Genomic DNA, 24,319 nt, shown 5'->3' with positions numbered 1-24,319 from the left:
CCGCATGAGCGCCACACTCGCGGACATCGCGGCGAACGCGGGTGTGAGCGAGGCAACCGTCAGTCGCGTCCTCAACGACCGACCCGGGGTCAGCGCGGCGAAGCGTCAGGCGGTTCTCACCGCCCTCGACCTGTTGGGCTACGAGCGTCCCGCTCGCCTGCGTCGCCGCACGGGTCGCCCTGTTGGCGTCATCCTGCCTGAGTTCACCAACCCGATCTACCCCGCCTTCGCACAGGCGCTCGCCCCCAACTTCGCCCGGCGCGGCTTCACGCCCCTCGTTGGATCGCAGGCCGATGGTGGCCTGCACGAAGAGGAGTACGTCGAGATGTTCGTCGAAGCGGGAGCTGCGGGCATCGTCTTTGTCTCCGGCGCGCACGCCGACTCCACGATCCCCGTTGCCCGCTATCAAGAGCTCCGCGACCTCGGCCTGCCGCTGGCGTTCGTCAACGGTTTCCGTACAGGCATCGATGCGCCGTTCTTCTCGATCGACGATCGCGCGGCCATGGTCCTTGCCGTGCGTCACCTCGTGGCGATGGGGCACACGCGCCTGGGTTTGGCGAGCGGACCCGAGACGCTCGTCCCCTCGGCCAGGAAGGCCGAGGGCTTTCGCGCGGGAGTGGCTGAGGCGCTCGGACCGAAGGCCGAGGCCTTCGTGGTGCAGTCGATGGTCTCCGACGACGGCGGCCTCACGGCGGCACGCGCGCTCCTCGCGGAGGGCTGCACGGCGATCGTGTGTGCGAGCGACATCATCGCGCTCGGAGTCCTCGCGGAAGTGCGTCGTCAGGGGTTGTCCGTGCCCGACGACGTCTCGGTGGTGGGCTTCGACGACTCGACCGTGGCGCGCCACTCGTGGCCGCCCCTCACGACGGTGCGCCAACCGGTGAGCACGATGTCGATCGCCATCGCCGACGCCTTCGTGGGCGAGATGAACAACATCTATGCCCAGCGCTCGGAGTACGTATACCAGCCGGAGCTGGTCGTCCGCGAGTCCAGCGGGTCACGCAAGCGCTGACCCGGCGGAGCGCGCCGCGCCTCGCACGAGTGCTCTCGCGCCGCAGCGCTGTGGCCGCCACGCGAGAGCACTCGCACCGGGGATCACACGGTCGCCGCGGTCTCCTGCCGGAGGTCGGCCGAGCCGACGCGGGCCGCACCGAGCGCGGCGAACGTCGGACCGCCGGTGGTCAGGATCAGCGAGTCGCCCTCCCGGGCGACCTCGAGGGTGCCGAGCGTCAGGGTTGCCTCGATCGCGCGGCCGAGCGCGGAGATCGGCACGACGATGCGTGTGGCGGAGCGGGCCGCTAGCACGGCGATCGCCTCGTCCTCGGTCTCCCGGACGAGCAGCAGCGCCTCCTCGTCGGCGTGGATCCAGCGCAGGCTCCCGGTCTGCAGCGCCCTGCTCGAGCGGCGCAGCGCGATGAGCTGGCGGTAGGCCTCCGCGAGGTGCGGCTCGGCCCCCCACGGGAGCGGGGCCCTGGCGTCCTCCCCGTTGACCCCAGTGATGCCGAACTCGTCACCGGCAAAGATCGTCGGTGTGCCCGGAAGTGCGAGCGACAGGCCTGCGGCGACCAGCTGGAGGTCGTCCCCCGCCCGCTCGGCGAAGCGTGGGGTGTCATGGGTGTCGATCGCGTTCATCGCCACCGTCCGGACGTTCCAGGGGTACGCGGCCGTGAAGCGCCGGTACGTCGCGACGACGTCGGCGGCCGAGTAGCGCGGCTCGATCTCGTACGGGATGCCGAAGTGGTGGAAGACGCCGCGCTGAGGCTGCCGGAGCCAGTGCCACAGGGGCCGCGTGAAGGCCGAGTAGCTCATCGGACCCTGCCAGCCGTCTCCGGTGAAGTCGTGCGCGGCGTCGTTCGTGGACTCGGCGTAGAGCACCGATCCGGGAGCGACGGCGTCCATCGTCTCCCGGACCATGCGTTGCACGTCGCGGTTGAGGTCGACGTCGCCGAGGCGCCCCGTCATGTTGGCGACGTCGATCCGCCACCCGTCGAGGTTGAAGGGCGGTTGGAGCCATCGCGCCACGACGGAGTCGGGTCCGTCGATGAATCGGCGCCGCAGTTCGGAGGAGGTCCAGTCCAGCTTCGGCAGGGACGGGACGTCCGACCAGGCGATGTACTCCTCCTGCGCTGCGTCCTTCCAGTAGTAGAACTCTGACTCGGCGGCGCCGGGCCTGCGGTGCGCTGCGACGAACCACTCGTGCGTGTCGCCGGTGTGGTTGGTGGTGAGATCGCCGACGACGCGCATCCCACGGGCGTGAGCTGCCTCGACCAGGCGGACGAGTGCGTCGTTGCCGCCGAGGAGGGGGTCGACCACGTCGAACGTCGTCGCGTCGTACCGGTGGTTGGAGCCGGCTGGGAAGAAGGGCGTGAGGTAGATGAGCGTGACGCCGAGCCGCTCGAGGTGGTCGAGCCGTTCCACGATGCCGTCGAGGTCCCCACCGAACAGCTGGCGGGGCGTGTCCGGACCGGTGTGGACGACGTCGTCTCCCCATTGCATGGGGAGCGCCCAGTCCGGTGCTGGTCGAGTGTCGGCGCCAGCCGAGCGCGCGAACCGGTCTGGGAAGATCTGGTACAGGATCTGCTCGCTGGCCCAGTCGGGCGCTGCGGGGTGGGCGGTGATGCGGAAGTCCTGCGCGTCGACTGGCTCGAGGTGGTCGATGCCCTCGCCGTTGAGCCAGACAGCTGTGTCGTTCGCGCGGTTGATGAGGAAGCGGTAGCCCGTCACGTCATTCTCTACGGCGAGCGTGCCGGTCCACCACGTGGCGCCGTCGTCGCGGGCAGGGCGCCAGGTGTCGCGGTCCATCTGGTGAAAGCGGGGTTCGCCGTCGACCACGGAGCGGAGGATGACGCTGGGCACACCGCCGAACTCGTGGGGGATGCGGACGCGAACGCGGACGGTGCTCCCGCGTCCCTCGACCGGGTCGGGGACGTAGAGGGGGGAACCATCGTGGTGCGGGAGGAGGTGCGGCTGTGACATGGGAGCTGCTCTCTGGTGCGCCGCAGCGTGGTGTTCGTGCGGTCCGGGTGGCGGCTGTGCCGCCGGGACCACTGCACAGTAGCAAGATCTTTCAGATTCTGAAAGCGCCTTTCAGGCCGTGCTCAGGCGCGCAGCGCCTGGGTGACGTCATCGAGCAGGTCGGCCGGGTCCTCGAGGCCGACGCTGAGGCGGATCGTCGTCTCGGACATCCCGACCGCGGCGCGCCCCTCGGGGCCGAGGCGGCGGTGCGTCGTCGTCGCGGGGTGCGTGACCAGGGACTTGGCGTCGCCGAGGTTGTTGGAGATGTCCACGATCCGCAGGGCGTCGAGGAAGCGGAAGGCGCGCGCCTTGGCGGCGTCGGCGTCGCCCGCGGCCTCGAGGTCGAACGTCACGACCGTGCCCCCGGCCGTCTGCTGCGCGAGCGCGAGCGCGTGCTGCGGGTGCGAAGCCAGGTACGGGTAGCGCACCGGGCCGACGCCCGGGAGCCGCTCGAGCTCGGTGGCGATCTGCAGCGCGGCGGCGCTCTGGGCGCGGACGCGCAGCGCCATCGTCTCGAGGCCCTTGAGCAGCACCCAGGCGTTGAACGGGCTGAGCGACGGGCCGGTGTTGCGGATGAGCTGCTGCACGGGGCCGTCGATGTAGTCGGCCGGGCCCAGGATCGCCCCGCCCAGGACGCGCCCCTGGCCGTCGATGTGCTTGGTCGCGGAGTACACGACGACGTCGGCGCCGAGCTCGAGGGGCTTCTGCAGCACGGGGGTCGCGAAGACGTTGTCGAGGACGACGACGGCGCCGGCCGCGTGCGCGAGGTCGCTGACCGCGCGCACGTCGACGAGGTCCTGCATGGGGTTGGACGGCGTCTCAAAGAACACGACGTCCGCCGGCGTGGACAGCGCCTCCTCCCACTGGGACAGCACGTGGGCGTCGACGTAGTCGGTGCGCACGCCCCAACGCGCGAAGATCTCGTCGAAGATCACGAGCGACGAGCCGAACAGGGCGCGCGCGGCAACGATCCGCGAGCCGCTGGAAACGATCGCGGCGAGCGCCGTGAACACCGCGGACATCCCGGTGGCCGTCGCGTAGCAGCCCTCGGCGCCCTCGAGCAGGCGCAGGCGCTCCTCGAACGTGCGGACCGTCGGGTTGCCGTAGCGGGAGTAGATGAACCGGTCGACGTCCCCCGCGAAGGCGGCCTCGCACTCGGCCGCGCTCTCGTAGACGTAGCCCTGCGTGAGGAAGAGCGGCTCGGAGGTCTCGTCGAACCCGGTGCGCGCCAGGCCCCCGCGGACGGCGAGCGTGTCCGGGCGCGCCGTGGGCGGCAGGCCGCTCACGTCGGACCCGAGGTCGGCAGACCCGCGTTGCGCCAGCCGTTGACGGTACGCATGCCGAAGCGGTCCTGCTCGCCCTCGAAGCCCTCGAGCACGTTGTAGGCAGGGCCCAGGCCCGCCGCGGTCGCCGCCTCCGCCGCGCCGATCGACCGCACGCCCGAGCGGCAGAGGAACACGAGCGTGCGCTCGGGCGTGGCCCCGGCCGCCGCGAGGTCGTCGAGGAACCTGTCGTTGGGACCGGTCGCGGTGTTCCACTCGACGAACGCGACGTCGCCGGCCGCGTCGGCGCCGTCGGGCACGCCGATCTGCTGCCACTCGCCCCGGGTGCGGACGTCGACGAGCAGCACGTCCGGGCGGCTCGCGACGAGCTCGTAGGCCTGGTGCGGGGTGAGGTCTCCTGCATACGTCATGCGGCCATCCTCCGGGCTTGCGGCCGCGGCGTCGTCGTCGACCACCGGAGTTCCCACTGGGTGAGACGGCCGTCCCAGCCCTTGACGGACGGCGGACCCCCGGTGACGCTAGGGGCACGGTCACGAGTGCCAGCGCGTAGCCCCGGCTTGCTGGCCGGCAACCCTCCTTCCGCGGTGGGGTGCCCCGGGTGAGGACCAGGCCCGCCGTCGTCCGGCGTCGGGCAAGCGCCGAGAGGAGCCCCTCATGTGCCCCGACACCCTGTCCCGCCCCGCCTGTACCGACGCATCGCCCGTCGCCCCGCTGCTCGAGGTGATCGGCGCGGACACGCTCGTGCCGCTCGTCGACGGTCGGACGGTGCCGTACGCGAACCTCGACGTCGCGGCGTCGGCCCCCGCGCTCGCGGTCGTCGCCGAGCGCGTCGCCCAGGTGCTGCCGCTGTACGCGAGCGTGCACCGCGGCGCCGGGTACCTCTCGCAGGTCTCGACCGCCCTGTACGAGGCCTCACGCCGGTCCGTCGCCACCCTGGTGGGCGCGCGGGCCGACGACGTCACGATCTTCACCCGCAACACGACCGACTCGCTCAACCTCCTCGCGGGGGCCGTACCCGGGCGGGTGCTGGTGCTCGACATTGAGCACCACGCGAACCTGCTGCCGTGGCACCGGGCGAGCGGCGGGGCGACGGTCGTGACGGGCGCCCCCACGATCACCGAGACGCTCGACCTTCTCCGGGCGGAGCTCGCCCGGGCGTCCTACGCGCTCGTCGCCTGCACGGGCGCCTCGAACGTGACCGGGGAGGCCCTGCCCCTGGCCGACGTCGTCGCCCTGGCCCACGAGGCCGGCGCGCGCGTCGCGGTCGACGGCGCTCAGCTCGTCCCGCACCGCCGGGTCGACGTCGCCGCGGCCGGCATCGACTACCTGGCCTTCTCCGGGCACAAGACGTACGCGCCGTACGGCGCCGGTGTCCTGATCGGGCGGCGGGACTGGCTCGACGCCGCCCCCGCCTACCTCGCCGGCGGCGGCGCAGTCCGGTCCGTGTCGGCCGACGGCGTGACCTGGGCCCCGTCGCCCGCGCGCCACGAGGCCGGGTCGCCCAACGTGATCGGCGCGGTCGCGCTCGCGGCGGCCTGCGACGCGCTCGCCGAGCTCGACGCGGCGGCGGCGCACGCCCACGAGGACGCGCTGCGCGACCGGCTCGAGTCCGGGCTCTGCGGCATCGACGGCGTCGAGGTGCTGCGGGTCTGGGCGGACTCGACCGACCGCGTCGGTGTGGTCGCGTTCGCGGTGCCGGGGCACGACCCGGGCCTGGTGGCCGCCTACCTCGCTGCGGAGCACGGGATCGGGGTGCGGGACGGCAAGTTCTGCGCGCATCCCCTGCTCGCCCGGCTCGGGCACGGCACCGGCGCCATCCGCGCGAGCGTCGGGCTCGGCTCGGGCAGCGAGCACGTCGACCGCCTGGTCGAGGCGCTCGCGGCTTACCTGACCGACGGGCCGGGGGCGAGCTACGTCGTCGTCGACGGGTGCTGGGTGGTCGCCGACGACCCCCGCCCGGTGCCCGACGTCTCGGGGCTCTCGGGGCTCGTCGCGACCGCCGCCGTGGCCAACGCAGCGGTGGCCGGGGGGTGCGCTCCGGGGGCGTGATCCCGGCGCGGGTCGAACGGTCGGGAACGGGCGCGAAAACACTCGGTGACCAGCGCCGGAGTGTCTCGCGCGACACGCCGCAGGACCGTTGTCGCGTGTGGTGGCGGCGTGCTCTGATTTCCGCGTGGAGCACGATCTCGTCCTCGAGGCGCACGGATTTCGCCTTGAACCGCTGGCGCAGCAGCACGTCAGCGACCTCGCCCGCATGGTCGACGCCGACCTGTGGGCGGGCATGAGCGCACCCCTGCCCGAGGGCGAGGTGGGGATGATGAACTACATCGAGGACTCCCTCGCGCTGCCGGGGTGCCTGCCGTTCGCCGTCGTCGACCTGGTCGACGGTCAGGTGCGCGGGAGCACGGCGCTCGTGGACCACCATCCCGAGGCGCGCCGGGTCGAGATCGGCCGCACCTTCTACGATCGTGCTGTGTGGGGCCGCGTGATCAACCCGGCGTCGAAGTTCCTGCTGCTGCAGCACGCGTTCGAGGGACTCGGGGTGTACCGCGTGGCCCTGCGCGCAGACGCACGCAACACCCGGTCGCTGGGCGCGATCGAGCGGCTCGGCGCGACGCGGGAAGGTCTGCTGCGGGGTTACCGCGACGACCGCGACGGCACGCGGGTCGACTCAGTGTCGTTCTCGATCCTCGAGCCGGAGTGGCCGGAGATCCGCGAGCGGCTGCTGAACCGGCTCGACCCGCTGCGGTCGATCGAGGCAAGCATGCCGCCGCTCGCGTCGGTCGGGGCGAGCGTGACGTCCGAGGTGGTGCAGGAGGTCGCGGACGCCCTGCTCCAGCACGGGCCCGTCCCGGTCCCGCCGCGGGCCGCGGCGCGGCGACAGCGGCGGGCGCGGCGCCGACGGCGGTGACTGGCTAGTCTCGCTCGCGTGGAACACGACCTCGTCCTGACCGGCCACGGCGTCCGGCTCGAACCTCTCGGCGTCCAGCATGCCGCTGCGCTCGCGCCGCTTGTCGACGCCGAGATGTGGCGCGGCATGACGTCGCCGCTCCCCGACGACGAGGCTGCGATGACCGCGCACGTGGAGCGGCTGGTAGCGACGCCCGCCATGGTCGCGTTCGCGGTGCGGGACGAGCACACGGACGGTTCGCCCGTCGTCGGCGTGACGACGTACTACGACGTCGCGTCCGCGATGGGTCGCTGCGAGATCGGCAACACCTTCTACGGCCGGGCTGTGTGGGGCACGCACGTGAACCCCGCGGCCAAGCTGCTGCTGCTGACGCACGCGTTCGAGGACTGGGGCCTGGCGCGCGTGGCCCTGCGCGGGGACGCCCGCAACGCGCGGTCGCTCGCGGCGATGCGGAAGCTCGGCGCCCGGTACGAGGGCACGCTGCGCGACCACCGGGTCTCGGCCGACGGGACCCGGCAGGACACGGTCTACTTCTCGATCCTCGCGGCCGAGTGGCCGACGGTGCGGGACGGGTTGCTGGCGCGGCTGGGGGACGCGGGCTGACGTCGGGGCCGGCTCTCTCGGTCGCGGCACCGGACGATTCTGCTCGTATCGACACGTGTGTTGTCGTTCTGTGCAGAACTGCGGCGGACCAGCGGCGCGCCGGTAGCACGGTGTGTCCGGTAGTGCGTATTCCGTAGTACCGTGTGACGCACAAGCGCTGGCCCGTGGCCGCAGGGGGATCACGGGCCGGCGCGATGAGCGGAGGTCCGATGGATACGACACAGCTGTTGAAGGGCGTCCTCGACGCCGCGGTCCTGGCCGTCCTCGCGGAGGCGGATGGTTACGGCTACGACGTCGTGCGGCGGCTGCGCGCGGCGGGGCTCGACGCCGTCGGCGACGCGTCCGTGTATGGGACGCTCCGGCGCCTGTACGCGGCCGGGGCGCTGACGAGCTATGTCGTGCCGTCCGACGAAGGGCCGCACCGCAAGTACTACGGCATCAACAAGCAGGGGCGGGCTCTCCTGGAGAGCCAGCGTGGTGAGTGGCGCGAGTTCGCCGAGGCGATGAGCGCACTCCTGACGACTGAAGGAGCGGCATGATGACGACGCCGGTGCTGAGCGAGCACTTCGCTGCCTACGCGACCCGGGTCCGGGCGCACCTGGCCGACCTCGAGCCCGACGTGGTCGAAGACCTCACCGACGGGCTCGAGGCGGATCTGGCCGAGGCGCTCGCGGACGCGGCGCCGGAGCGGGCGGGCCATTCCGAGGTGGCTGCGGCGGAGGGTGACGAGCTGACCGCACGGTTTGGGGCCCCCGAGGAGTACGCGGCGGAGCTGCGGTCGGCGGCTGGGTTCCCTGCTGCGGGTCCGACCGAGCGTGCCGGGAGGGCTCCCTGGCGCGTCCGCGTCCGTGCGGCGGCGCACGAACTGGTCGCGCCGCTCCGGGCGCAGATCGCCCGCTTCGCCACGACCTCGCAGGGTGCCTTCCTCGTCGGCTTCGGTCGATCGATCGCTCCGGTTTGGTGGGTAGCGCGAGCATGGGTTCTGGGCGGCTTCATCGGCGGGATGTTCACTGTCTACGAGATCCGGTTCATCCCCGAGAGCGACCCGTGGGCCGTGCTGGTCATGGTCGTCCTGGCGTTCCTGAGCGTGCAGGTTGGGCGCGGCGCCTTGCGACTGGGAAGGGGATGGCGCCGTGCCGCGGTTGTTGCCAACGTCGTCGCGGCGGTCTACTTCGTTCCCTACGTGGCGATGGCACAGGACGCTGCCAACCAGATCGCGTACTTCTCCCCCCTTGACTCCTCCGACGAGAGTGCGCCGGCCGACGCCGCTGGCAGCGAAGCCGAGGCTGTCTACGTCGGCGGCGAACGTGCGACCAACCTCTTCGTCTACGGCCCGGACGGCGAGCTGATCGATGGCGCCCAGGTCGTCGACCAGTCCGGACGACCCGTGCTGCTCGCCCCCGACGGCACTCTGGACAGCCCCGATGGCGACAGGATCACGCACTTCTGGGAGCCGCGCACCGACGTCAACGGCCGCGAGGTCTGGAACGCCTACCCGCTCGGATTCTGGGACATCGAGTCGGGCGTATGGGACGAGACCGTGAATCGCTGGACGGCACCTGACGGAGTCGCCGGGTCGACGCAGGCCCCGACGATCGATCGCCTCGTCCCGCTCGCGACCGACGAGGCCGAGACGCCGAGCGACTCGCCGCTGGAAATAGAGCCGAGTGGAGAGCCCTTGGACACGGAGCTGTCGTCTGAGGCGCCGTCCGATGCCCCTTCGACTGAGACCGGAACCGAGTAGCAGCGCGGCCGCCGGGGAGGGAAGCAGCCAGGTCTGAGTCACCGCCCCGGTCTAGCCTGGGAGCACCCGAGCAAAGGAGCCCTCCCGTGCCGTTCCCCACCGCCCAGCAGACCGCCACCTACCTGCGGTTCGAGACCGCTGCGGACGTCACGAAGACGGGCCGCGGGCTCGAGGCCGCGCTCGGCGGCGGCGGGACCACGGGGGAGCGGCTGCGCGTCGAGGTGGTGCGGGACGACGTCGTGCGCCTGTCGATCAGCCGCGGCGGACGGTTCGACGAGCAGCCCACGCACGCCGTGTGCGTCGACCCGTTCGAGCAGGCGGTGACCTTCGAGCTCGAGCACGCCGACGACGTCGTCCGCCTGCGCACGGACGCTGTCGTCGTCTCGCTCTACCTCAGTCCGTTCCGGCTGGACGTGCACCGGACGGACGGGAGCGCCGTCGTCGAGACCTACCAGGACTCGGACGGCGTGTGGTGGCCGTACGCGACGCTCAACGACGAGTTTGTCGTGCGCCGCCGGGCGGGCGTGCAGGACGCGATCTACGGTCTGGGCGAGAAGACCGGCGGCCAGAACCGGCGCGGGCGGGACTTCACACTGTGGAACACCGACGTCCTCAGCCCGACGGCGTCCGGGGAGTTCGCCCTCCAGAAGGCCGCGGACGACCCTCGCTCGGACAACACGAGCACCGAGTTCGACCCGTACTACGTCTCGATCCCGTTCTTCTACCACCACGCGTCCGACGGCGGCGTCGCGGCCTCGTTCCTCGACAACGCCTACCGGTCGCACTACGACTTCACGCCCGACGACGAGTACCGCATCCACGTCACGGGCGGCCAGTACGTCGAGTACGTCTTCGCCGGCCCGGGGATCCCCGACATCCTCGAGGGCTACACGTGGCTCACGGGCCGGACCGTGCCGCCGCCGCTGTGGTCGCTCGGCTACCACCAGTGCCGCTGGTTCAACTACACGCAGGACAAGATCGAGGAGCTCGCCGCCCGGCACCGCGCCGAGGACATCCCCTGCGACGCCCTGTGGCTCGACATCGACTACATGGACGGCTACCGCGTCTTCACCTGGGACACCGAGAAGTTCCCCGATGCCCCGGGCATGCTCGCGCGCCTGGCCGACGACGGCTTCCGTGTCATCACGATCATCGATCCCGGGGTGAAGCACGACCCGGGCTACGCGGTGTTCGACGACGCGCTCGCCAAGGACGTCCTGTGCCGCACCGAGGGCGGCGACCTCTACATCGGCGAGGTGTGGCCGGGGAACACGACGTTCCCGGACTTCGCGACCGAGGAGGGGCGGGCCTGGTGGGGCGAGCTCAACGCCGCCCACGTGCGCTCAGGCCTCGCGGGCATCTGGAACGACATGAACGAGCCCGCGACCGGTGCGATCGAGCCGCACGCGATGCGGTTCGACCACGGTCGCGAGTCCCACGCCAAGTACCACAACCAGTACGCGCTGCTCATGGCGATGGGCACCACGCAGGGTCTGCTCGCGGAGATGCCGGACAAGAGGACGTTCGTGCTCTCGCGCGCCGGTTTCGCGGGCATCCAGCGCTACGCCGCGAACTGGATGGGGGACAACATGTCCCGCTGGGACCACCTGTGGCTCAGCATGCCGATGGCCGGGGGGCTCGGGCTCAGCGGGCAGGCCTTCGTGGGCGCGGACATCGGCGGGTTCATGGGGCACTCCAACCCCGAGCTGTTCCTGCGCTGGATGCAGTACGGCGCCCTCACGCCGTTCTGCCGCAACCACTCCGCCGCCGGGAACGTGGACCAGTACGCCTGGTCGTTCGGGGACGCGGTGCGCGACGCGGTGCGCGCGGCCATCGAGCTGCGGTACCGGCTCATGCCCTACCTGTACGCGGCGTTCCTGCGCGCGTCCGAGACCGGAGCTCCCGTGCAGCGGCCGCTGGTGTTCGACCACCAGGAGGACCCCATGGTCCGCGAGCTTGACGACGAGTACCTGTTCGGACCCGACCTCCTCGTCGCGCCGGTGATCGAGGCGGGCACCACCGCACGGCAGGTCTACCTCCCGGCCGGGACCTGGTACGACTGGCACTCCGGTGAGCGCTTCGACGGCCAGCAGTTCTTGGTCGCGCCGACGCCCATGGACCGGATCCCGACCTACGCCCGCGGCGGCGCGGTGATCCCCATGTGGCCGACCGCCCCGGCCTCGACCGCGGGCCACCACCCGGACGTGGTCGAGCTGCACGTGTTCCTGCCGGGCGAGGGCGACGAGGCCGTGCACACGTCCTTCCTGCAGGAGGACGACGGTCTGACGTTCGCGGCCGACGACGGCGCTCGGGTCCGCACGACGTGCGAGGTGCAGCGCGTGGGGGACCGGGTGACGGTCCGCGGCGAGGTCGAGGGCGACGGGTACCCGGAGCATGCGCGGGGGTGGTTCCGCGTCGTCGTGCACGGGGGAGAGCCGTCGTCAGCCACGCTCGACGGCGAGGCGCTCACCCTCGACGGCGCGACGGCGACGTTCGAGAACGCGCGCGAGGCCTTCGCGCTGACCCTGACGCTCTAGCCGCCCTCCGCCCTCCCGGCTGGCAAACTTCGGAGCACTTCTGCACGGCGAACGCGTGCAGAAGTGCTCCGAGGTTGGTGCGGCTCGCGGCTCGCGATCCGCGCGAGCTCAGCGCGGGGTGACCTCGCCGCGCAGGTGCAGCTTGCCCGACTTCGGGTGGCGGCCCTCGTACGTGAAGGAACCACTCGGCGTCTGCTCGATCGAGACCGCGACCTTGCCCGGCAGCAGCACCGGCTTGGCGAACTCGACCGTCCAGTCGTAGGTCGATCCGCGCGCGACGCCGACGTCGGACAGCGCCCGGGCCGCGGTGTACATGCCGTGCGCGATCGCCCGCGGGAACCCGAAGGCCTTCGCCGTGAGCGCGGACATGTGGATCGGGTTCACGTCGCCGGACACCGCCGCGTACGCGCGACCCGCGCTCGCGGGCAGGGACCACACGATCGGGGCGTCCGCGCGTGCGTCGGCATCGGGACGCTCGACCTCGACCGCCTCGCCCGGCACGCGCATGCCCTTGGCCAGGTACGTCGAGACGCCCTCCCAGGCGACCTCTCCGTCGACCGACACCTGCGCGACGACGTCGAGCTGCGCGCCCCGCTTGTGCGGCCGCAGGTCCTGCGTCCACGTGGTGATCTCGAGCTCGTCGGTCACGGTCACCGGATGCAGCAACGACGCGCGGTTGGCCAGGTGCACCATCCCCAGCAGCGGCGCCGGGAAGTCCGGGTCGACCATGACCGAGGTCGCGACGGGGAACGCGAGCACGTGCAGGTAGCCGGACGGCAGCTCGTCGCCGCCGCGCTCGGCCAGCAGGTGCTGGTACGCGGTCAGGTGCCCGACGTCGGGGCGCACGCCCCGGACGCGGTGACCCACCGAGGGCAGCGCCGGCGACGGACGCGACCCGCCGGGCAGCGCGCCCCGGACCGCCCCGCCGGCGCCGCGCGCATACAGCGCACCGAGCCGCGGCATCGCGACGGTCCGGACCCGCAGGTCCGCGGGCACCTCGAGCGGCGCCATGCTCACGCCCCCACGAGGTTCTGCCCGCACACGCGCAGCACCTGACCGGTGACCGCGCCCGCGTCGGGCGAGGCCAGGAACGCGACCGCCTCCGCCACGTCGACCGGCCGGCCAGCCTGCTTCAGGGCGTTCAGCCGCGCCGCGACCTCGCGCGTCGCGAGCGGCATGCGCGCGGTCATCTCCGTGGCGATGAAGCCCGGGGCGATCGCGTTCGCCGTACCGGAGACGCCGGCGAGCAGCGGTGCCGTCGAGCGGACCATGCCGATGACCCCGGCCTTGGACGCCGCGTAGTTCGTCTGCCCGCGGTTGCCCGCGATACCCGACGTCGAGGCGAGCGACACGATGCGCGGCGCGTCCCTGAAGGCGTCGGACGCGAGCAGGTAGTCGTTGATGCGCAGCTGCGCCGCGATGTTCACCGCGATGACCGAGTCCCACTTGTCCTCGGACATGTTGGCCAGCAGCTTGTCGCGCGTGATGCCGGCGTTGTGCACCACGATGTCGAGCCGCCCGTGGCGTGCCTGGGCGTGCTCGAGGATGCGCTGCCCGGCGTCCTCGGCCGTGATGTCGAGCTGCAGGGCGGTGCCGCGCGTCTCGTTCGCGACCTTCGCCAGGTGCTCCCCGGCCTGTGGGACGTCGACCAGCACGAGGCGCGCCCCGTCCCGGGCGAGCGTCTTCGCGATCGCGGCACCGATGCCCCGGGCCGCGCCCGTGACGACAGCGACCCGTCCCGCGAGGGGCTTGTCAAGGTCGGCCGGGGCGACGACGTCGGCGTCGTTGACCGTGAGGAACTGGCCGTCGACGTACGCCGACTTGCCCGACAGGAAGAACCGCAGCGGCGCGAGCGTGCCCTCGGCGCCTGCGCGGGCGTCACCGGCGAGCACGATGCCGTTGGCGGTCGCCCCGCCGCGCAGCTCCTTGGCGATCGAGCGCACGAGCCCGTCCACACCGTGCCGGGCCGCGGCCAGCGCCGGGGCGTCCGACGACGTCGCCTGGCGCGAGATCGTGACGACCCGCGCGCCCGTGGCCAGGGAGCGCAGCGTCGTCGCGAGGCCGAGCACGTGCTCCGAGTGCTGCTCGGGGTGCGTCACCTCGCTCAGCACCAGCACGACGGCGCCCCAGCGCACGCCCGAGACGGGGTGGCGGCGGACGTCGAGGTCCCAGCCGAGCAGGGCGGCGGCGACGTCGTCGGCGTCCGACGGACCGTCGTCGGGCCCCAGCACGAGGACTGGTCCCGGGACGAGGGGCGCGCCCGGCTTGTGCCGGCGCAGGTGCGCCGGCTGCGGCAGGCCCAACTTCTTTGCGAGCGTCTTGCCGACGCCCGAGCTCACGAAGTTGAGGTAGGTGTCAGCCATCAGTTCGTCCCTCCGTCGGTCGCGGCCTCGAGGATGGTGGCGACGCCGAGGCCCCCGGCGGCGCACACGGAGATCAGCGCGCGGGCAGGGCGCCCGGCGGGCGGGTCGTTCTGCTGGCGCTCGGCGAGCAGCTTCGCGGTCGAGGCGACGATGCGGCCGCCGGTCGCTGCGAACGGGTGGCCCGCCGCGAGCGAGGAACCGTTGACATTGAGGCGGCTGCGGTCGACGGTGCCCAGCGCCCCGGGGAGGCCGAGCTCGGTGCGGCAGTACTCGTCGTCGGCCCACGCGGCGAGCGTGGTCAGGACGACCGAGGCGAAGGCCTCGTGGATCTCGACGTAGTCGAAGTCCTCGAGCGTCAGGCCCTGGCGGGTGAGCAGGCGCGCGACGGCATGGGTCGGGGCCATGAGCAGGCCCTCGTGCCCGTGCACGAAGTCCACCGCGGCGGTCTCGGCGTCGACGACGCGGGCGAGGACCGGGAGGTTGCGCTCGGTGGCCCACTCGCGCGTGCCCAGCAGGACGGCGGAGGCGCCGTCGGACAGGGGCGTGGAGTTGCCCGCCGTCATCGTGGGCTCGGTGTCGAGGCGCTTGCCGAACACCGGGTTGAGCTTGGCAAGCTTCTCGGTCGAGGTGTCGGGGCGCAGGATCTGGTCGCGTGCCAGGCCGCGGTAGCCGGTCACCAGGTCGTCGAAGAATCCGCGGTCGTAGGCGGCGGCGAGGTGGTGGTGGCTCGCGGCGGCGACCTCGTCCTGGGCCTCGCGGGTGATGCCCCAGCGGGCGGTCGTGACGGCCTGGTGCTCACCCATCGACAGGCCGGTGCGGGGCTCGTCGGTGCGGGGTGCGTCGGGCGCGAGGTGCGCGGGGCGGATCTTGGCGAACGCCTTGACGCGGCCCATCGTGTCCTTGGCGTGCGACGCGGCGAGCAGCGCGCGACGCAGCGGCTTGCTGACGGCGATCGGGGCGTCGGACGTGCTGTCGACGCCGCCCGCGATGGCGGACTCGACCTGGCCGAGGCGGATCTTGTTGCTCACGCCGATGACGGCCTCGACGCCGGTCGCGCACGCCTGCTGCAGGTCGTAGGCCGGGGTGCGGGGGTCGAGCGTCGTGCCGAGCACGCACTCGCGGACGAGGTTGAAGTCCTTGGAGTGCTTGAGCACGGCGCCGGCGACGACCTCGCCGATACGCTCTCCCTGCAGGCCGTAGCGGGCGATGAGCCCGTCCAGCGCTGCCGTGAGCATGTCCTGGTTGGAGGCGTGGGCGTACGCGCCGCCGACCTTGCCGAAGGGGATGCGGTTGCCGCCGATGATGTAGGCGTCGCGGGTGGTGGTGGGGTTGGACATGGTTCCCTCTCGCTCCGTTGCGCTAGTTCCTAGCACCGACAGTACCTGATACTGTTAGTTTCGTGAGCCGGATCACCTCGGTCGACGACGACCACGGGACGAACGCCGGACGCCTGCCCTCCACCAGGACGGCCGCGTCCGACGCCTCCGCTGTGCCCGACGGCCGCTCGACCCGCTGGGACGAGCACCGCGCCGCGCGTCGAGCCGAACTCGTGCGCGCCGCCCGCAAGGCCGTGCACCGCCTGGGCCCCGACATCTCCATGGACGAGATCGCCACCCAGCTCGGCACCTCGAAGTCGATCGTCTACCGCTACTTCACGGACAAGGTCGGGCTGCAGAACGCCGTCGGCGAGGCCGTGGTCAACGCGATCCACGACACTCTCGACGCCGCCTACCACCAGGCCTCGACGCCGCGCGCCGCGCTGCAGGAGATGGTCAGCGCGTACCTGGCGATGATCGCCCACTCGCCGAGCGTCTACTACTTCGTCACGCGCAACGTGCCCGTGGCCACTTCGGTCGCGCCGCCCCCGAGCGGCGGGGAGACGGCGCAGTCCGCCCCGCTCAGCTCGTTCCTGCACTCCGTGGTCGCGCTGCTCGCCCGGCCGTTCGCGCAGGAGGTCGGCGGCGACAACTACGACGACGCGCAGATCAACGCCTGGGCCTCGGGCGCCGTCGGCTTCGTCACCGCCACCGGCGAGTGGTGGCTATCCAACCGCGACGCCCCGGGCACCCCGGACCGCGAGGCGTTCGCCACCCAGATCACCGCCTGGCTGTGGGCCGGCCCGATCGGCCTGCTCGCGCGCGACGCCGCCGGGCGCCGCCAGACCTGACCCGCACTGCTCGCCGGCTCGCCGGCACCGCTCGATCCCGCTGGAGACAAAGGAGTCCCGATGAGCACCGCAACCACCGACCGCCGGCCAGCCCCGTCCGCCGCTTCCCCCGACGAGGCCGTCGCGGCCCCGCAGGTCGACGTCGAGGCGCTCGGCGCCCAGCTCCTGGGCCGCTGGCGTGACATGCGCCTGGCCGCCCGCGCGTTCGCCGCCGACCCGCGCATGGCCAAGATCGAGGGCCTGCCCGTGCCCGAGCACCGCGCGCGTGTGCTCGAACAGCTCAAGACTCTCGCCGCCGAGGCCGACGTGCTGCGCGCGTTCCCCACGCGCCTAGGCGGCGCCGACGACCACGGTGCCTCGATCGCGCGGTTCGAGGAGCTCGTCGCCGCGGACCCCTCGCTGCAGATCAAGGCCGGCGTCCAGTGGGGCCTGTTCGCCTCCGCGATCCTGCACCTCGGCACGCCCGAGCAGCAGGACCGGCTCCTGCCGGGCGCCATGGACGTGAGCGTGCCGGGCGCCTTCGCGATGACCGAGTCGGGCCACGGCTCCGACGTCGCGAGCATCGGCACGACCGCGACCTACGACCCCGAGACGCAGGAGTTCGTGATCCACACCCCGTTCCGCGGGGCCTGGAAGGACTACCTCGGCAACGCCGCGCTCCACGGCGTGGCCGCCACGGTGTTCGCCCAGCTCATCACGAACGGCGTCAACCACGGCGTGCACTGCTTCTACGTCCCGATCCGGGAGGTCAACCCCGACGGGACCGCGGGCGCGTTCCTGCCCGGCGTCGGCGGCGAGGACGACGGCGTCAAGGGCGGGCTCAACGGCATCGACAACGGCCGGCTGCACTTCACGAACGTCCGGGTGCCGCGCGAGGACCTGCTGGCCCGCTACGGCCAGGTCGCCGAGGACGGCACCTACACCTCCTCGATCGACAGCCCGGGGCGTCGGTTCTTCACGATGCTCGGCTCGCTGGTCCAGGGCCGCGTGTCGCTCGACGGCGCCGCGCTCAACGCGCAGAAGCTCGGCCTGACCGTCGCGGTCACGTACGGCAACCAGCGCCGGCAGTTCACGGGCGCCTCCGACACCGACGAGGTCGTGCTCCTCGACTACGCCGAGCACCAGCGCCGTCTGCTCCCGCTCGTGGCCCAGGCCTACGCCGGGACGTACGCGCACCACTCGCTGCTCGACCTGTTCGACGCGGTGTTCAGCGGGGAGACCGACACCCCCGACTCTCGCGAGGACCTCGAGACCATGGCGGCAGCGCTCAAGCCGACGTCGACCTGGAACGCTCTCGAGGCGCTCCAGGTGGCGCGCGAGGCCTGCGGCGGCGCGGGCTTCATGGCGGAGAACCGCCTCACCGGGCTGCGCGCCGACCTCGACGTGTACGTGACGTTCGAGGGCGACAACACCGTGCTGCTGCAGCTCGTGGGCAAGCGACTGCTCGCGGACTACGCGAACGACATGAAGGGGATCGACGTCGGCGGCCTCGCGCGCTTCGCGATCGAGAAGGCGGCGGACACGGTCCTGTACCGAACGCCCATCGCCCGCGCGGCCCAGGCGTTCGCGGACCAGGGTTCGGCCCGCCGGTCCGCGGGGCACCTGCGCTCCGAGGAGGCCCAGCGCGACCTGCTCACCGACCGGGTCGAGACCATGGTGGCCGAGGTCGCCCAGGCGCTGCGTCCCGCGCAGAAGATGAGCCGCGACAAGGGCGCCGCGCTGTTCAACGAGCACCAGCACGAGCTCATCGAGGCCGCCCGCGCGCACGCCGACCTCCTGTACTGGGAGGCGTTCACCAAGGGCCTCGGCGAGATCGAGGACGCGGGCACGCGCCAGGTCATGACCTGGGTCCGGGACCTGTTCGGCCTGCACCTGATCGAGCAGAACATGGCGTGGTACCTGATCAACGGGCGGCTGTCCGGGCAGCGCGCCCGCACGGTGACCAGCTACATCGAGCGGTTGCTGCGTCGTCTGCGGCCCCACGCGCAGGACCTCGTCGACGCGTTCGGGTTCGACGCCGGGCTGCACCGCGCGCCGATCGCGACCGGTGGTGAGCGCGAACGTCAGGACGAGGCCCGCGACTACTACCGGCGCCTGCGCGCGAGCGGTGACGAGCCGGTCAGCGAGAAGTCGATGAAGAAGAAGGCTGGTTCCAAGCGCTGACGCACTGACGGCGCCACCCACTCCGCCGAGTCCGATAGTTCGGGCCCGACTCCGATAGCGCTTCGTATCGGACTCGGGACCTGACTATCGGACTCGGCGATCGAAGGGGTGTGCTCAGCCCTGGTAGGCGCCCTGCCAGACCGACGTGAACGGGGCCTTGGAGGCCACGCGGGCCTCGACGGCCGCCGTGACGAGCTTCTTGGCCACCGCGACGGCGTCCTTGACGGTCGCGCCCTTGGCCAGCTCGGCGGTGATCGCGGCCGCGAACGTGCAGCCCGCGCCGCTCACGCGCTCCTCGCCGATCTTGGGCACGGAGAAGATCGTGACCTCGTCGCCCTCGACCAGCACGTCCACGGCGTCGGGGCCGGGCAGCTCCGTCCCGCCCTTGGCAACGACGGCCGCGCCGCTCTCGGCCGCGATCCGCCGGGCGGCCTCGGTCAGGTCCTCGACCGTCTCGATCGCGTCCATGCCGGACAGCGTCAGGGACTCGAAGAGGTTCGGCGTGACGACCGTGGCGAGCGGCAGGATCTGCGCGCGCAGGGCGGTGTCGGTGTCGAGCGCGGCGCCGGGCTCCTGGCCCTTGCAGATCAGCACCGGGTCGAGGACCACGTGCCGCCACGGCTGCGCCGCGAGCGACGTCGCGACCTGGTCGATGGTCGCGGGCGTGCCCAGCATGCCGATCTTCACGACGTCGAGGTCGTGCGTCGAGGTCGCGGCCTCGATCTGGTCCGCGATCACCTGAGGCTCGACCGGCACGAACCGGTGGCCCCAGTCGTTCTTGGGGTCGAACGACACGATGCACGTGAGCGCGCCGACGCCGAAGACGCCGAGCTGCTGGAAGGTCTTGAGGTCGGTCTGGATGCCGGCGCCGCCGGTCGCCTCGGACCCGGCCACCACAAAAGCAAGATTCACCATGTGACCATCTTCCACCCGCACGACCGAGGGTCGCCACGCGCACCCTAGGGTCAGACAGATGGAACGCGACGCCACGCTCGACGCCGAGGATCGCCGGTACGAGCCGTACGCACCGGCAATTCCCGAAGGGGTGCCACGCACGGCGCGGACGTGGACCTGGGAGGGCTGGCAGGTGCACGTCGAGCGCGTCGGGTCGCCCGACGCGCCCGTTCGCCTGCTCCTGATCCACGGCGCGGGCGGCAACGCCGCAGCACTGTGGCCGTTCGCCGCGCACCTGGCCGCGTGCGGCGCCGAGGTGACGGTCGTCGACCTGCCCGGCTACGGGCGCACCCGCCCGGTGGGCCGCCAGCCCATCCTCTACGCCGGCTGGCAGCGGCTCCTCGTCGACCTCGTCGAGGCGGAGCACGACGATCGTCCCCTGCTCGCCGTGGGCGCGAGCATGGGCGGGATGCTCGCGGTCGACACCGCCGCGGTCTCCGGCCGCGTCTCACGCGTCGTGGCCACGTGTCTGCTCGACGCGACCAGGCCCGAGGTGCGCGCCGCCGTCGTGCGGGCGCCCTGGCTCGCGACGCTCGGGATACCCGTGCTGCGACGCGTGCCAGGGGCGCTCGCTCGGCTCCGGGTTCCCGTGCGCTGGATCGCGCCGATGCGGGCGATCTCCAACCACCCGGGCCTCACCGCGGAAGTCCTGCGGGACAGGCGCGGCGGCGGTGGCACGATGCCCCTGCGGTGGTTCCGCGACTTCCTCGAGGCGGGGCCTGTGGTCCGGCCGGAGGCGTACGACGGGCCGCCGGTGCTGCTGGTGCACCCGGGGGAGGACCGTTGGACGCCGCCGGGGCTCAGCACGGACTTCCTCGCGTCGCTCCCGGTGCCGACGCGCTACGTCACCCTGGCCGGGTGCGGGCACTTCCCGGTCGAGGAGCCCGGGTTCAGCACCCTGCTCGACGAGGTGCGGGCGGAGATCCAGCTCGCGCTCGGCGGACGCCCGGACTAGTCCGCCACCGGGTTGCAGCGCGCGAGCAGGTACTGCGTGTAGCCGACGTCGGGCCGCCACGGCTCGAGGTTCCAGCTCTCCTTCTCCGGTGCTCCGAGCAGGTGGCAGCGCAGCTGCTTGTTCATGACGTCGGTGTCGGCCTCCGGCGCGAGCAGCACGAGGCCGTCCCACGCCGCCGCTCCCGCCGCCTGGGACGCGGTCCGTCCCCACGGCGTCGGGAAGACCTGCAGCGACCGGCCGCCCTCGAGCCGGTCTGCCCAGACGACCCGGTCGATCGCCGTGGGCGCGAAGGACACGGTGACCTCGACGGGGAAGGTCGCGCCGTCGTCGGCCCTCGTCCGGGGCGTGATCACGACCGAGGAGCCGACGACGTCGGTCGCCACGCGTGCGCGGCCACCGTGGGCGGCGGTCGCCCGAGGCGTGGTGAGGCCGCCCGAGCCGTCGGTGTAGCGCAGGACGACGGAGCGGTCGGCGGTCACCTCGGGCGCTGCGTCGGGAATCGTGACCGTGAGCGCCGCCTCGGGGGTGGTCAGCGTGGCCGTCAGGTCCGCGCCGCCGTCGAAGCGCGGCGACCCGGTCTCGAGGGCGAGGTCGCCGTCGCCGTCGCCGGACAGTGTCGCCTGCACGACCCGACCTGACGCGGTCGAGGCCGACTCCGCCCGCGACAGTGCTGGGCCGGGGGCGGACTCCGTCGCGGTGGGGGAGGTCGTGGCGGAGGGCGCGGACGTGCTCGGCGCAGGTTCGCCCGGCGACGTTTCCGTGCACGCCGCGAGGGCCAGCAGTGCCCCGACAGCGACGACTGTCGCGGGGCGTGGGGCGTGACGGGGCATGGCGCCCAGCGTAGGACGGGGCGGTCCCCAGGGCGGACGGCTGGGACGTGCGCCCTCCTTGTCGCCGCGGCGGGTGCCCGCTACCTTCGGGGGAACCGGCGCCTGCCGGGCCGATGACAGGAGCGCGCGATGACGCGGCAGACGATGACCTCGACGATCCTCAAGGTGGCGGGCGCGTTCCTGCTCGTCATGATCGGCGCGGCGGTGCTCGCGATCGCGGCTCCCGCGCTCGTCGTCCTCTTCTGACGCGACGGCCGAGCCTGACGTCCCCCGCGCCCGGGTGAGACGCCGGTCGCCGGCCGCTGGCGCGCGGATAGACTGACCGCGCCTCGCCGCACGGAGGAGCACCCGGACGCGCGCCCGCCCCAGGCCAGCGCGCGGACGACGCCAGCTCGCTGTGCGTCGCCCGCACGCCGCGCCCGCCCACCAGCCTTGAGGGAACCGATGACCGCGCCCCAGCCCACCGTGGACACCGTCGAGACCGCCGCGCAGACGCCGGACGAGGTCCAGCCGTACGCCGAGCTCGGCCTCAAGGTCGACGAGTACCAGCGCATCCGCGACATCCTCGGCCGCCGCCCCACGGCCGCCGAGCTCGCCATGTACTCCGTCATGTGGTCCGAGCACTGCTCGTACAAGTCGTCCAAGGTGCACCTGTCGACCTTCGGCGCGAAGACCACCGACGAGATGCGCAAGCACCTGCTCGTCGGCATCGGCGAGAACGCGGGCGTCGTCGACATCGGCGACGGCTGGGCCGTGACGTTCAAGGTCGAGTCGCACAACCACCCGAGCTTCGTCGAGCCCTACCAGGGCGCCGCGACCGGCGTCGGCGGGATCGTCCGCGACATCATCTCGATGGGCGCGCGCCCCGTGGCCGTCATGGACCAGCTGCGGTTCGGTGCGGTCGACCACCCGGACACCGCACGCGTCGTGCACGGGGTCGTGTCCGGCGTCGGCGGCTACGGCAACTCCCTGGGCCTGCCGAACATCGGCGGCGAGCTCGTCTTCGACGCCTCCTACCAGGGCAACCCGCTGGTCAACGCCCTGTGCGTGGGCGTGCTGCGGCACGAGGACATCCACCTGGCCAACGCGTCCGGCGTCGGGAACAAGGTCGTGCTGTTCGGCGCCCGCACGGGCGGCGACGGCATCGGCGGCGCGTCGATCCTCGCGTCCGAGACGTTCGAGGACGGCGTGCCCGCCAAGCGCCCGAGCGTCCAGGTGGGCGACCCGTTCATGGAGAAGGTGCTCATCGAGTGCTGCCTCGAGCTGTACGCGGCCCAGGTGGTCGAGGGCATCCAGGACCTCGGCGCAGCCGGCATCTCCTGCGCGACGAGCGAGCTCGCGTCCAACGGTGACGGCGGCATGCACGTGTGGCTCGACGACGTCCTGCTGCGCGACCCGAGCCTCAACGCCGGCGAGATCCTCATGAGCGAGTCGCAGGAGCGCATGATGGCCGTCGTTGCGCCCGCGAAGCTCGACGAGTTCCTCGCGATCACCGCGAAGTGGGACGTCGAGACCGCCGTGATCGGCGAGGTCAACGACTCCGGCCGCCTGACGATCGACCACCACGGGCAGCGGATCGTCGACGTCGACCCGCGCACCGTCGCGCACGAGGGCCCCGTCTACCACCGCCCGTATGCGCGCCCGGCGTGGCAGGACGGGCTGAACGCCGACGGTGTCGTCGCGGCAGGTCTGGCACGTCCGGAGAGCGGCGAGGAGCTGCGGGCCACGGCGCTGCGCCTGCTCGGTTCCCCGAACCTCGCCTCCAAGGCTTGGGTCACCAACCAGTACGACCGCTTCGTCCAGGGCAACACCGCGCTCGCGATGCCCGACGACGGCGGCGTCATCCGGGTCGACGAGGTCACCGGGCGCGGGGTCGCCCTCGCGACGGACGCCAACGGCCGCTACGCGAAGCTCGACCCCCGCACCGGCGCCCAGCTGGCGCTCGCGGAGGCGTACCGGAACGTCGCGACCGTGGGGGCTCGCCCCCTCGCCGTGACCGACTGCCTGAACTTCGGTTCGCCCGAGGACCCCGACTCCATGTGGCAGCTCGTCGAGGCCATCGAGGGCCTCGCAGACGCGTGCCAGACCCTCGGCGTCCCCGTGACCGGCGGCAACGTGTCGCTGTACAACGGCACCGGTGAGCCCGGCCAGATCGACTCCTCCATCCACCCAACGCCCGTCGTCGGCGTGCTCGGCGTGATGGACGACGTCACCCGCGCGACCGCGTCGGGCTGGCGGAACCCGGGCGAGGCGATCTTCCTGCTGGGCACCACGCGCGCCGAGCTCGACGGATCGGCGTGGGCCGACGTCGAGCACCAGCACCTGGGTGGCGTGCCGCCCCGCGTGGACCTCGCTGCGGAGCGGGCGCTCGCGGAGGTGCTCGTCAACGCGAGCCGCGACGAGCTCGTCGACGCCGCGCACGACCTCTCCGAGGGCGGCCTCGCCCAGGGCCTGCTCGAGGCCAGCCTGCGCTACGGCGTCGGCGCCCGGGTGTCGCTCGGTGCGCTGTGCGAGCGCGACGGCGTCACTCCGTTCGAGGCGCTGTTCAGCGAGTCCGCCGCCCGCGCGATCGTGTCCGTGCCGCGTGGCGAGGAGGTCCGCCTGGTCGACGCGTGCGTGGCCCGCGGCGTCCCGTACCTGAAGATCGGCGAGACCAGCGCGCTCGTGGACGACGCCGAGGCGCTCGTCGTCGACGGCCTGTTCACCATCGGCGTCGGCGAGGCCCGCGCGACGTCGGAGGCGACGCTCCCGCGCATCTTCGGCTGACGGGCGGCGCAGGCCGGCGCTGCTGCGC

19 protein-coding genes and 1 riboswitch are annotated in these 24,319 nt (G+C 72.4%); of the genes, 11 read left to right on the top strand and 8 right to left on the bottom strand.

The genetic code is table 11. From position 1 onward, the window contains the following. Positions 1-4: 4 nt before the first annotated feature. A complete protein-coding gene (locus BMZ30_RS10740) occupies positions 5-1,012 on the top strand; it encodes a LacI family DNA-binding transcriptional regulator (RefSeq protein WP_093378432.1) in 1,008 nt (335 codons plus the stop codon). 83 nt (positions 1,013-1,095) lie between these two features. On the opposite strand, the gene BMZ30_RS10735 is transcribed toward BMZ30_RS10740, so the two are convergent. The 3 genes from BMZ30_RS10735 to BMZ30_RS10725 all read right to left on the bottom strand — a co-directional run bounded on the left by BMZ30_RS10735 (position 1,096) and on the right by BMZ30_RS10725 (position 4,708). Next, complete coding sequence (locus tag BMZ30_RS10735) at positions 1,096-2,976, bottom strand: glycoside hydrolase family 13 protein (RefSeq protein ID WP_177191350.1); 1,881 nt, start codon at positions 2,974-2,976, stop codon at positions 1,096-1,098. Between the two features lie 122 nt (positions 2,977-3,098). After that, the gene (locus BMZ30_RS10730; RefSeq protein ID WP_177191349.1) at positions 3,099-4,301 is read right to left on the bottom strand and encodes an O-succinylhomoserine sulfhydrylase; all 1,203 of its coding nucleotides are present in this window, start codon (positions 4,299-4,301) and stop codon (positions 3,099-3,101) included. Further along, positions 4,298-4,708 carry a rhodanese-like domain-containing protein gene (locus BMZ30_RS10725; protein ID WP_093378427.1) on the bottom strand — a complete coding sequence of 137 codons (411 nt, stop codon included), beginning with the start codon at positions 4,706-4,708 and terminating at the stop codon, positions 4,298-4,300. The genes BMZ30_RS10730 and BMZ30_RS10725 overlap by 4 nt, the downstream gene beginning before the upstream one ends. A 118-nt stretch (positions 4,709-4,826) precedes the next feature. Beyond that, positions 4,827-4,942: riboswitch (SAM riboswitch) on the top strand. Positions 4,943-4,952: 10 nt separating this feature from the next. Between BMZ30_RS10725 and BMZ30_RS10720 the strand changes: the two genes are divergently transcribed. The 6 genes from BMZ30_RS10720 to BMZ30_RS10695 all read left to right on the top strand — a co-directional run bounded on the left by BMZ30_RS10720 (position 4,953) and on the right by BMZ30_RS10695 (position 12,093). Then, positions 4,953-6,347 carry an aminotransferase class V-fold PLP-dependent enzyme gene (locus BMZ30_RS10720; RefSeq protein WP_093378424.1) on the top strand — a complete coding sequence of 465 codons (1,395 nt, stop codon included), beginning with the start codon at positions 4,953-4,955 and terminating at the stop codon, positions 6,345-6,347. A gap of 124 nt (positions 6,348-6,471) precedes the next feature. Next, entirely contained in the window at positions 6,472-7,209 is a 738-nt protein-coding gene (locus BMZ30_RS10715; protein WP_093378421.1) for a GNAT family N-acetyltransferase, read from the top strand. 18 nt (positions 7,210-7,227) lie between these two features. Next, positions 7,228-7,812: a GNAT family N-acetyltransferase gene (locus tag BMZ30_RS10710; RefSeq protein WP_093378419.1), complete on the top strand. Its 585-nt coding sequence runs from the start codon at positions 7,228-7,230 to the stop codon at positions 7,810-7,812. Positions 7,813-8,021: 209 nt separating this feature from the next. Next, positions 8,022-8,351 (top strand): PadR family transcriptional regulator, encoded by a 330-nt coding sequence (locus tag BMZ30_RS10705; RefSeq protein ID WP_093378416.1) that lies wholly within the window; start codon positions 8,022-8,024, stop codon positions 8,349-8,351. Then, positions 8,348-9,556 (top strand): HAAS signaling domain-containing protein, encoded by a 1,209-nt coding sequence (locus BMZ30_RS10700; protein WP_093378413.1) that lies wholly within the window; start codon positions 8,348-8,350, stop codon positions 9,554-9,556. The genes BMZ30_RS10705 and BMZ30_RS10700 overlap by 4 nt, the downstream gene beginning before the upstream one ends. 86 nt (positions 9,557-9,642) lie before the next feature. After that, on the top strand, positions 9,643-12,093 hold the full coding sequence (locus BMZ30_RS10695; protein WP_229828696.1) for a glycoside hydrolase family 31 protein: 2,451 nt from the start codon (positions 9,643-9,645) through the stop codon (positions 12,091-12,093). A gap of 108 nt (positions 12,094-12,201) precedes the next feature. On the opposite strand, the gene BMZ30_RS10690 is transcribed toward BMZ30_RS10695, so the two are convergent. From BMZ30_RS10690 to BMZ30_RS10680, 3 genes are read right to left on the bottom strand one after another with little or no spacing between them, the layout of a single operon-like run. Then, positions 12,202-13,104 carry a MaoC family dehydratase gene (locus BMZ30_RS10690; protein ID WP_093378410.1) on the bottom strand — a complete coding sequence of 301 codons (903 nt, stop codon included), beginning with the start codon at positions 13,102-13,104 and terminating at the stop codon, positions 12,202-12,204. Between the two features lie 2 nt (positions 13,105-13,106). Then, the gene (locus BMZ30_RS10685; RefSeq protein WP_093378406.1) at positions 13,107-14,456 is read right to left on the bottom strand and encodes a 3-oxoacyl-ACP reductase; all 1,350 of its coding nucleotides are present in this window, start codon (positions 14,454-14,456) and stop codon (positions 13,107-13,109) included. Beyond that, positions 14,456-15,793 (bottom strand): acetyl-CoA C-acetyltransferase, encoded by a 1,338-nt coding sequence (locus BMZ30_RS10680; RefSeq protein ID WP_093378403.1) that lies wholly within the window; start codon positions 15,791-15,793, stop codon positions 14,456-14,458. Before BMZ30_RS10680 ends, BMZ30_RS10685 begins: the two co-directional genes overlap by 1 nt. Before the next feature lie 62 nt (positions 15,794-15,855). On the opposite strand from BMZ30_RS10680, the gene BMZ30_RS10675 reads away from it, so the two are divergent. Both BMZ30_RS10675 and BMZ30_RS10670 read left to right on the top strand, forming a co-directional pair. Next, a complete protein-coding gene (locus tag BMZ30_RS10675) occupies positions 15,856-16,623 on the top strand; it encodes a TetR/AcrR family transcriptional regulator (protein ID WP_229828698.1) in 768 nt (255 codons plus the stop codon). 60 nt (positions 16,624-16,683) lie between these two features. Next, positions 16,684-18,786: an acyl-CoA dehydrogenase family protein gene (locus tag BMZ30_RS10670; RefSeq protein ID WP_093378400.1), complete on the top strand. Its 2,103-nt coding sequence runs from the start codon at positions 16,684-16,686 to the stop codon at positions 18,784-18,786. Positions 18,787-18,900: 114 nt separating this feature from the next. Here BMZ30_RS10670 and BMZ30_RS10665 read toward each other — a convergent pair whose 3' ends face one another. Further along, positions 18,901-19,701 (bottom strand): hydroxymethylpyrimidine/phosphomethylpyrimidine kinase, encoded by an 801-nt coding sequence (locus BMZ30_RS10665; protein ID WP_093378396.1) that lies wholly within the window; start codon positions 19,699-19,701, stop codon positions 18,901-18,903. 58 nt (positions 19,702-19,759) lie between these two features. Between BMZ30_RS10665 and BMZ30_RS10660 the strand changes: the two genes are divergently transcribed. Next, positions 19,760-20,695 carry an alpha/beta hydrolase gene (locus BMZ30_RS10660; protein ID WP_093378393.1) on the top strand — a complete coding sequence of 312 codons (936 nt, stop codon included), beginning with the start codon at positions 19,760-19,762 and terminating at the stop codon, positions 20,693-20,695. Here BMZ30_RS10660 and BMZ30_RS10655 read toward each other — a convergent pair. Continuing rightward, complete coding sequence (locus BMZ30_RS10655; RefSeq protein ID WP_143073184.1) at positions 20,692-21,321, bottom strand: DUF2599 domain-containing protein; 630 nt, start codon at positions 21,319-21,321, stop codon at positions 20,692-20,694. The two genes, BMZ30_RS10660 and BMZ30_RS10655, sit on opposite strands and share 4 nt — an antisense overlap. Before the next feature lie 648 nt (positions 21,322-21,969). Between BMZ30_RS10655 and purL the strand changes: the two genes are divergently transcribed. Further along, positions 21,970-24,291: a phosphoribosylformylglycinamidine synthase subunit PurL gene (purL, locus tag BMZ30_RS10650; protein WP_093378387.1), complete on the top strand. Its 2,322-nt coding sequence runs from the start codon at positions 21,970-21,972 to the stop codon at positions 24,289-24,291. The last annotated feature ends 28 nt before the right edge of the window (positions 24,292-24,319 follow it).

The organism is Flavimobilis marinus (assembly GCF_900113055.1).
Classification (GTDB): Bacteria; Actinomycetota; Actinomycetes; order Actinomycetales; family Cellulomonadaceae; genus Flavimobilis; species Flavimobilis marinus.
This window is presented reverse-complemented; position numbering and strand designations above follow the sequence as displayed.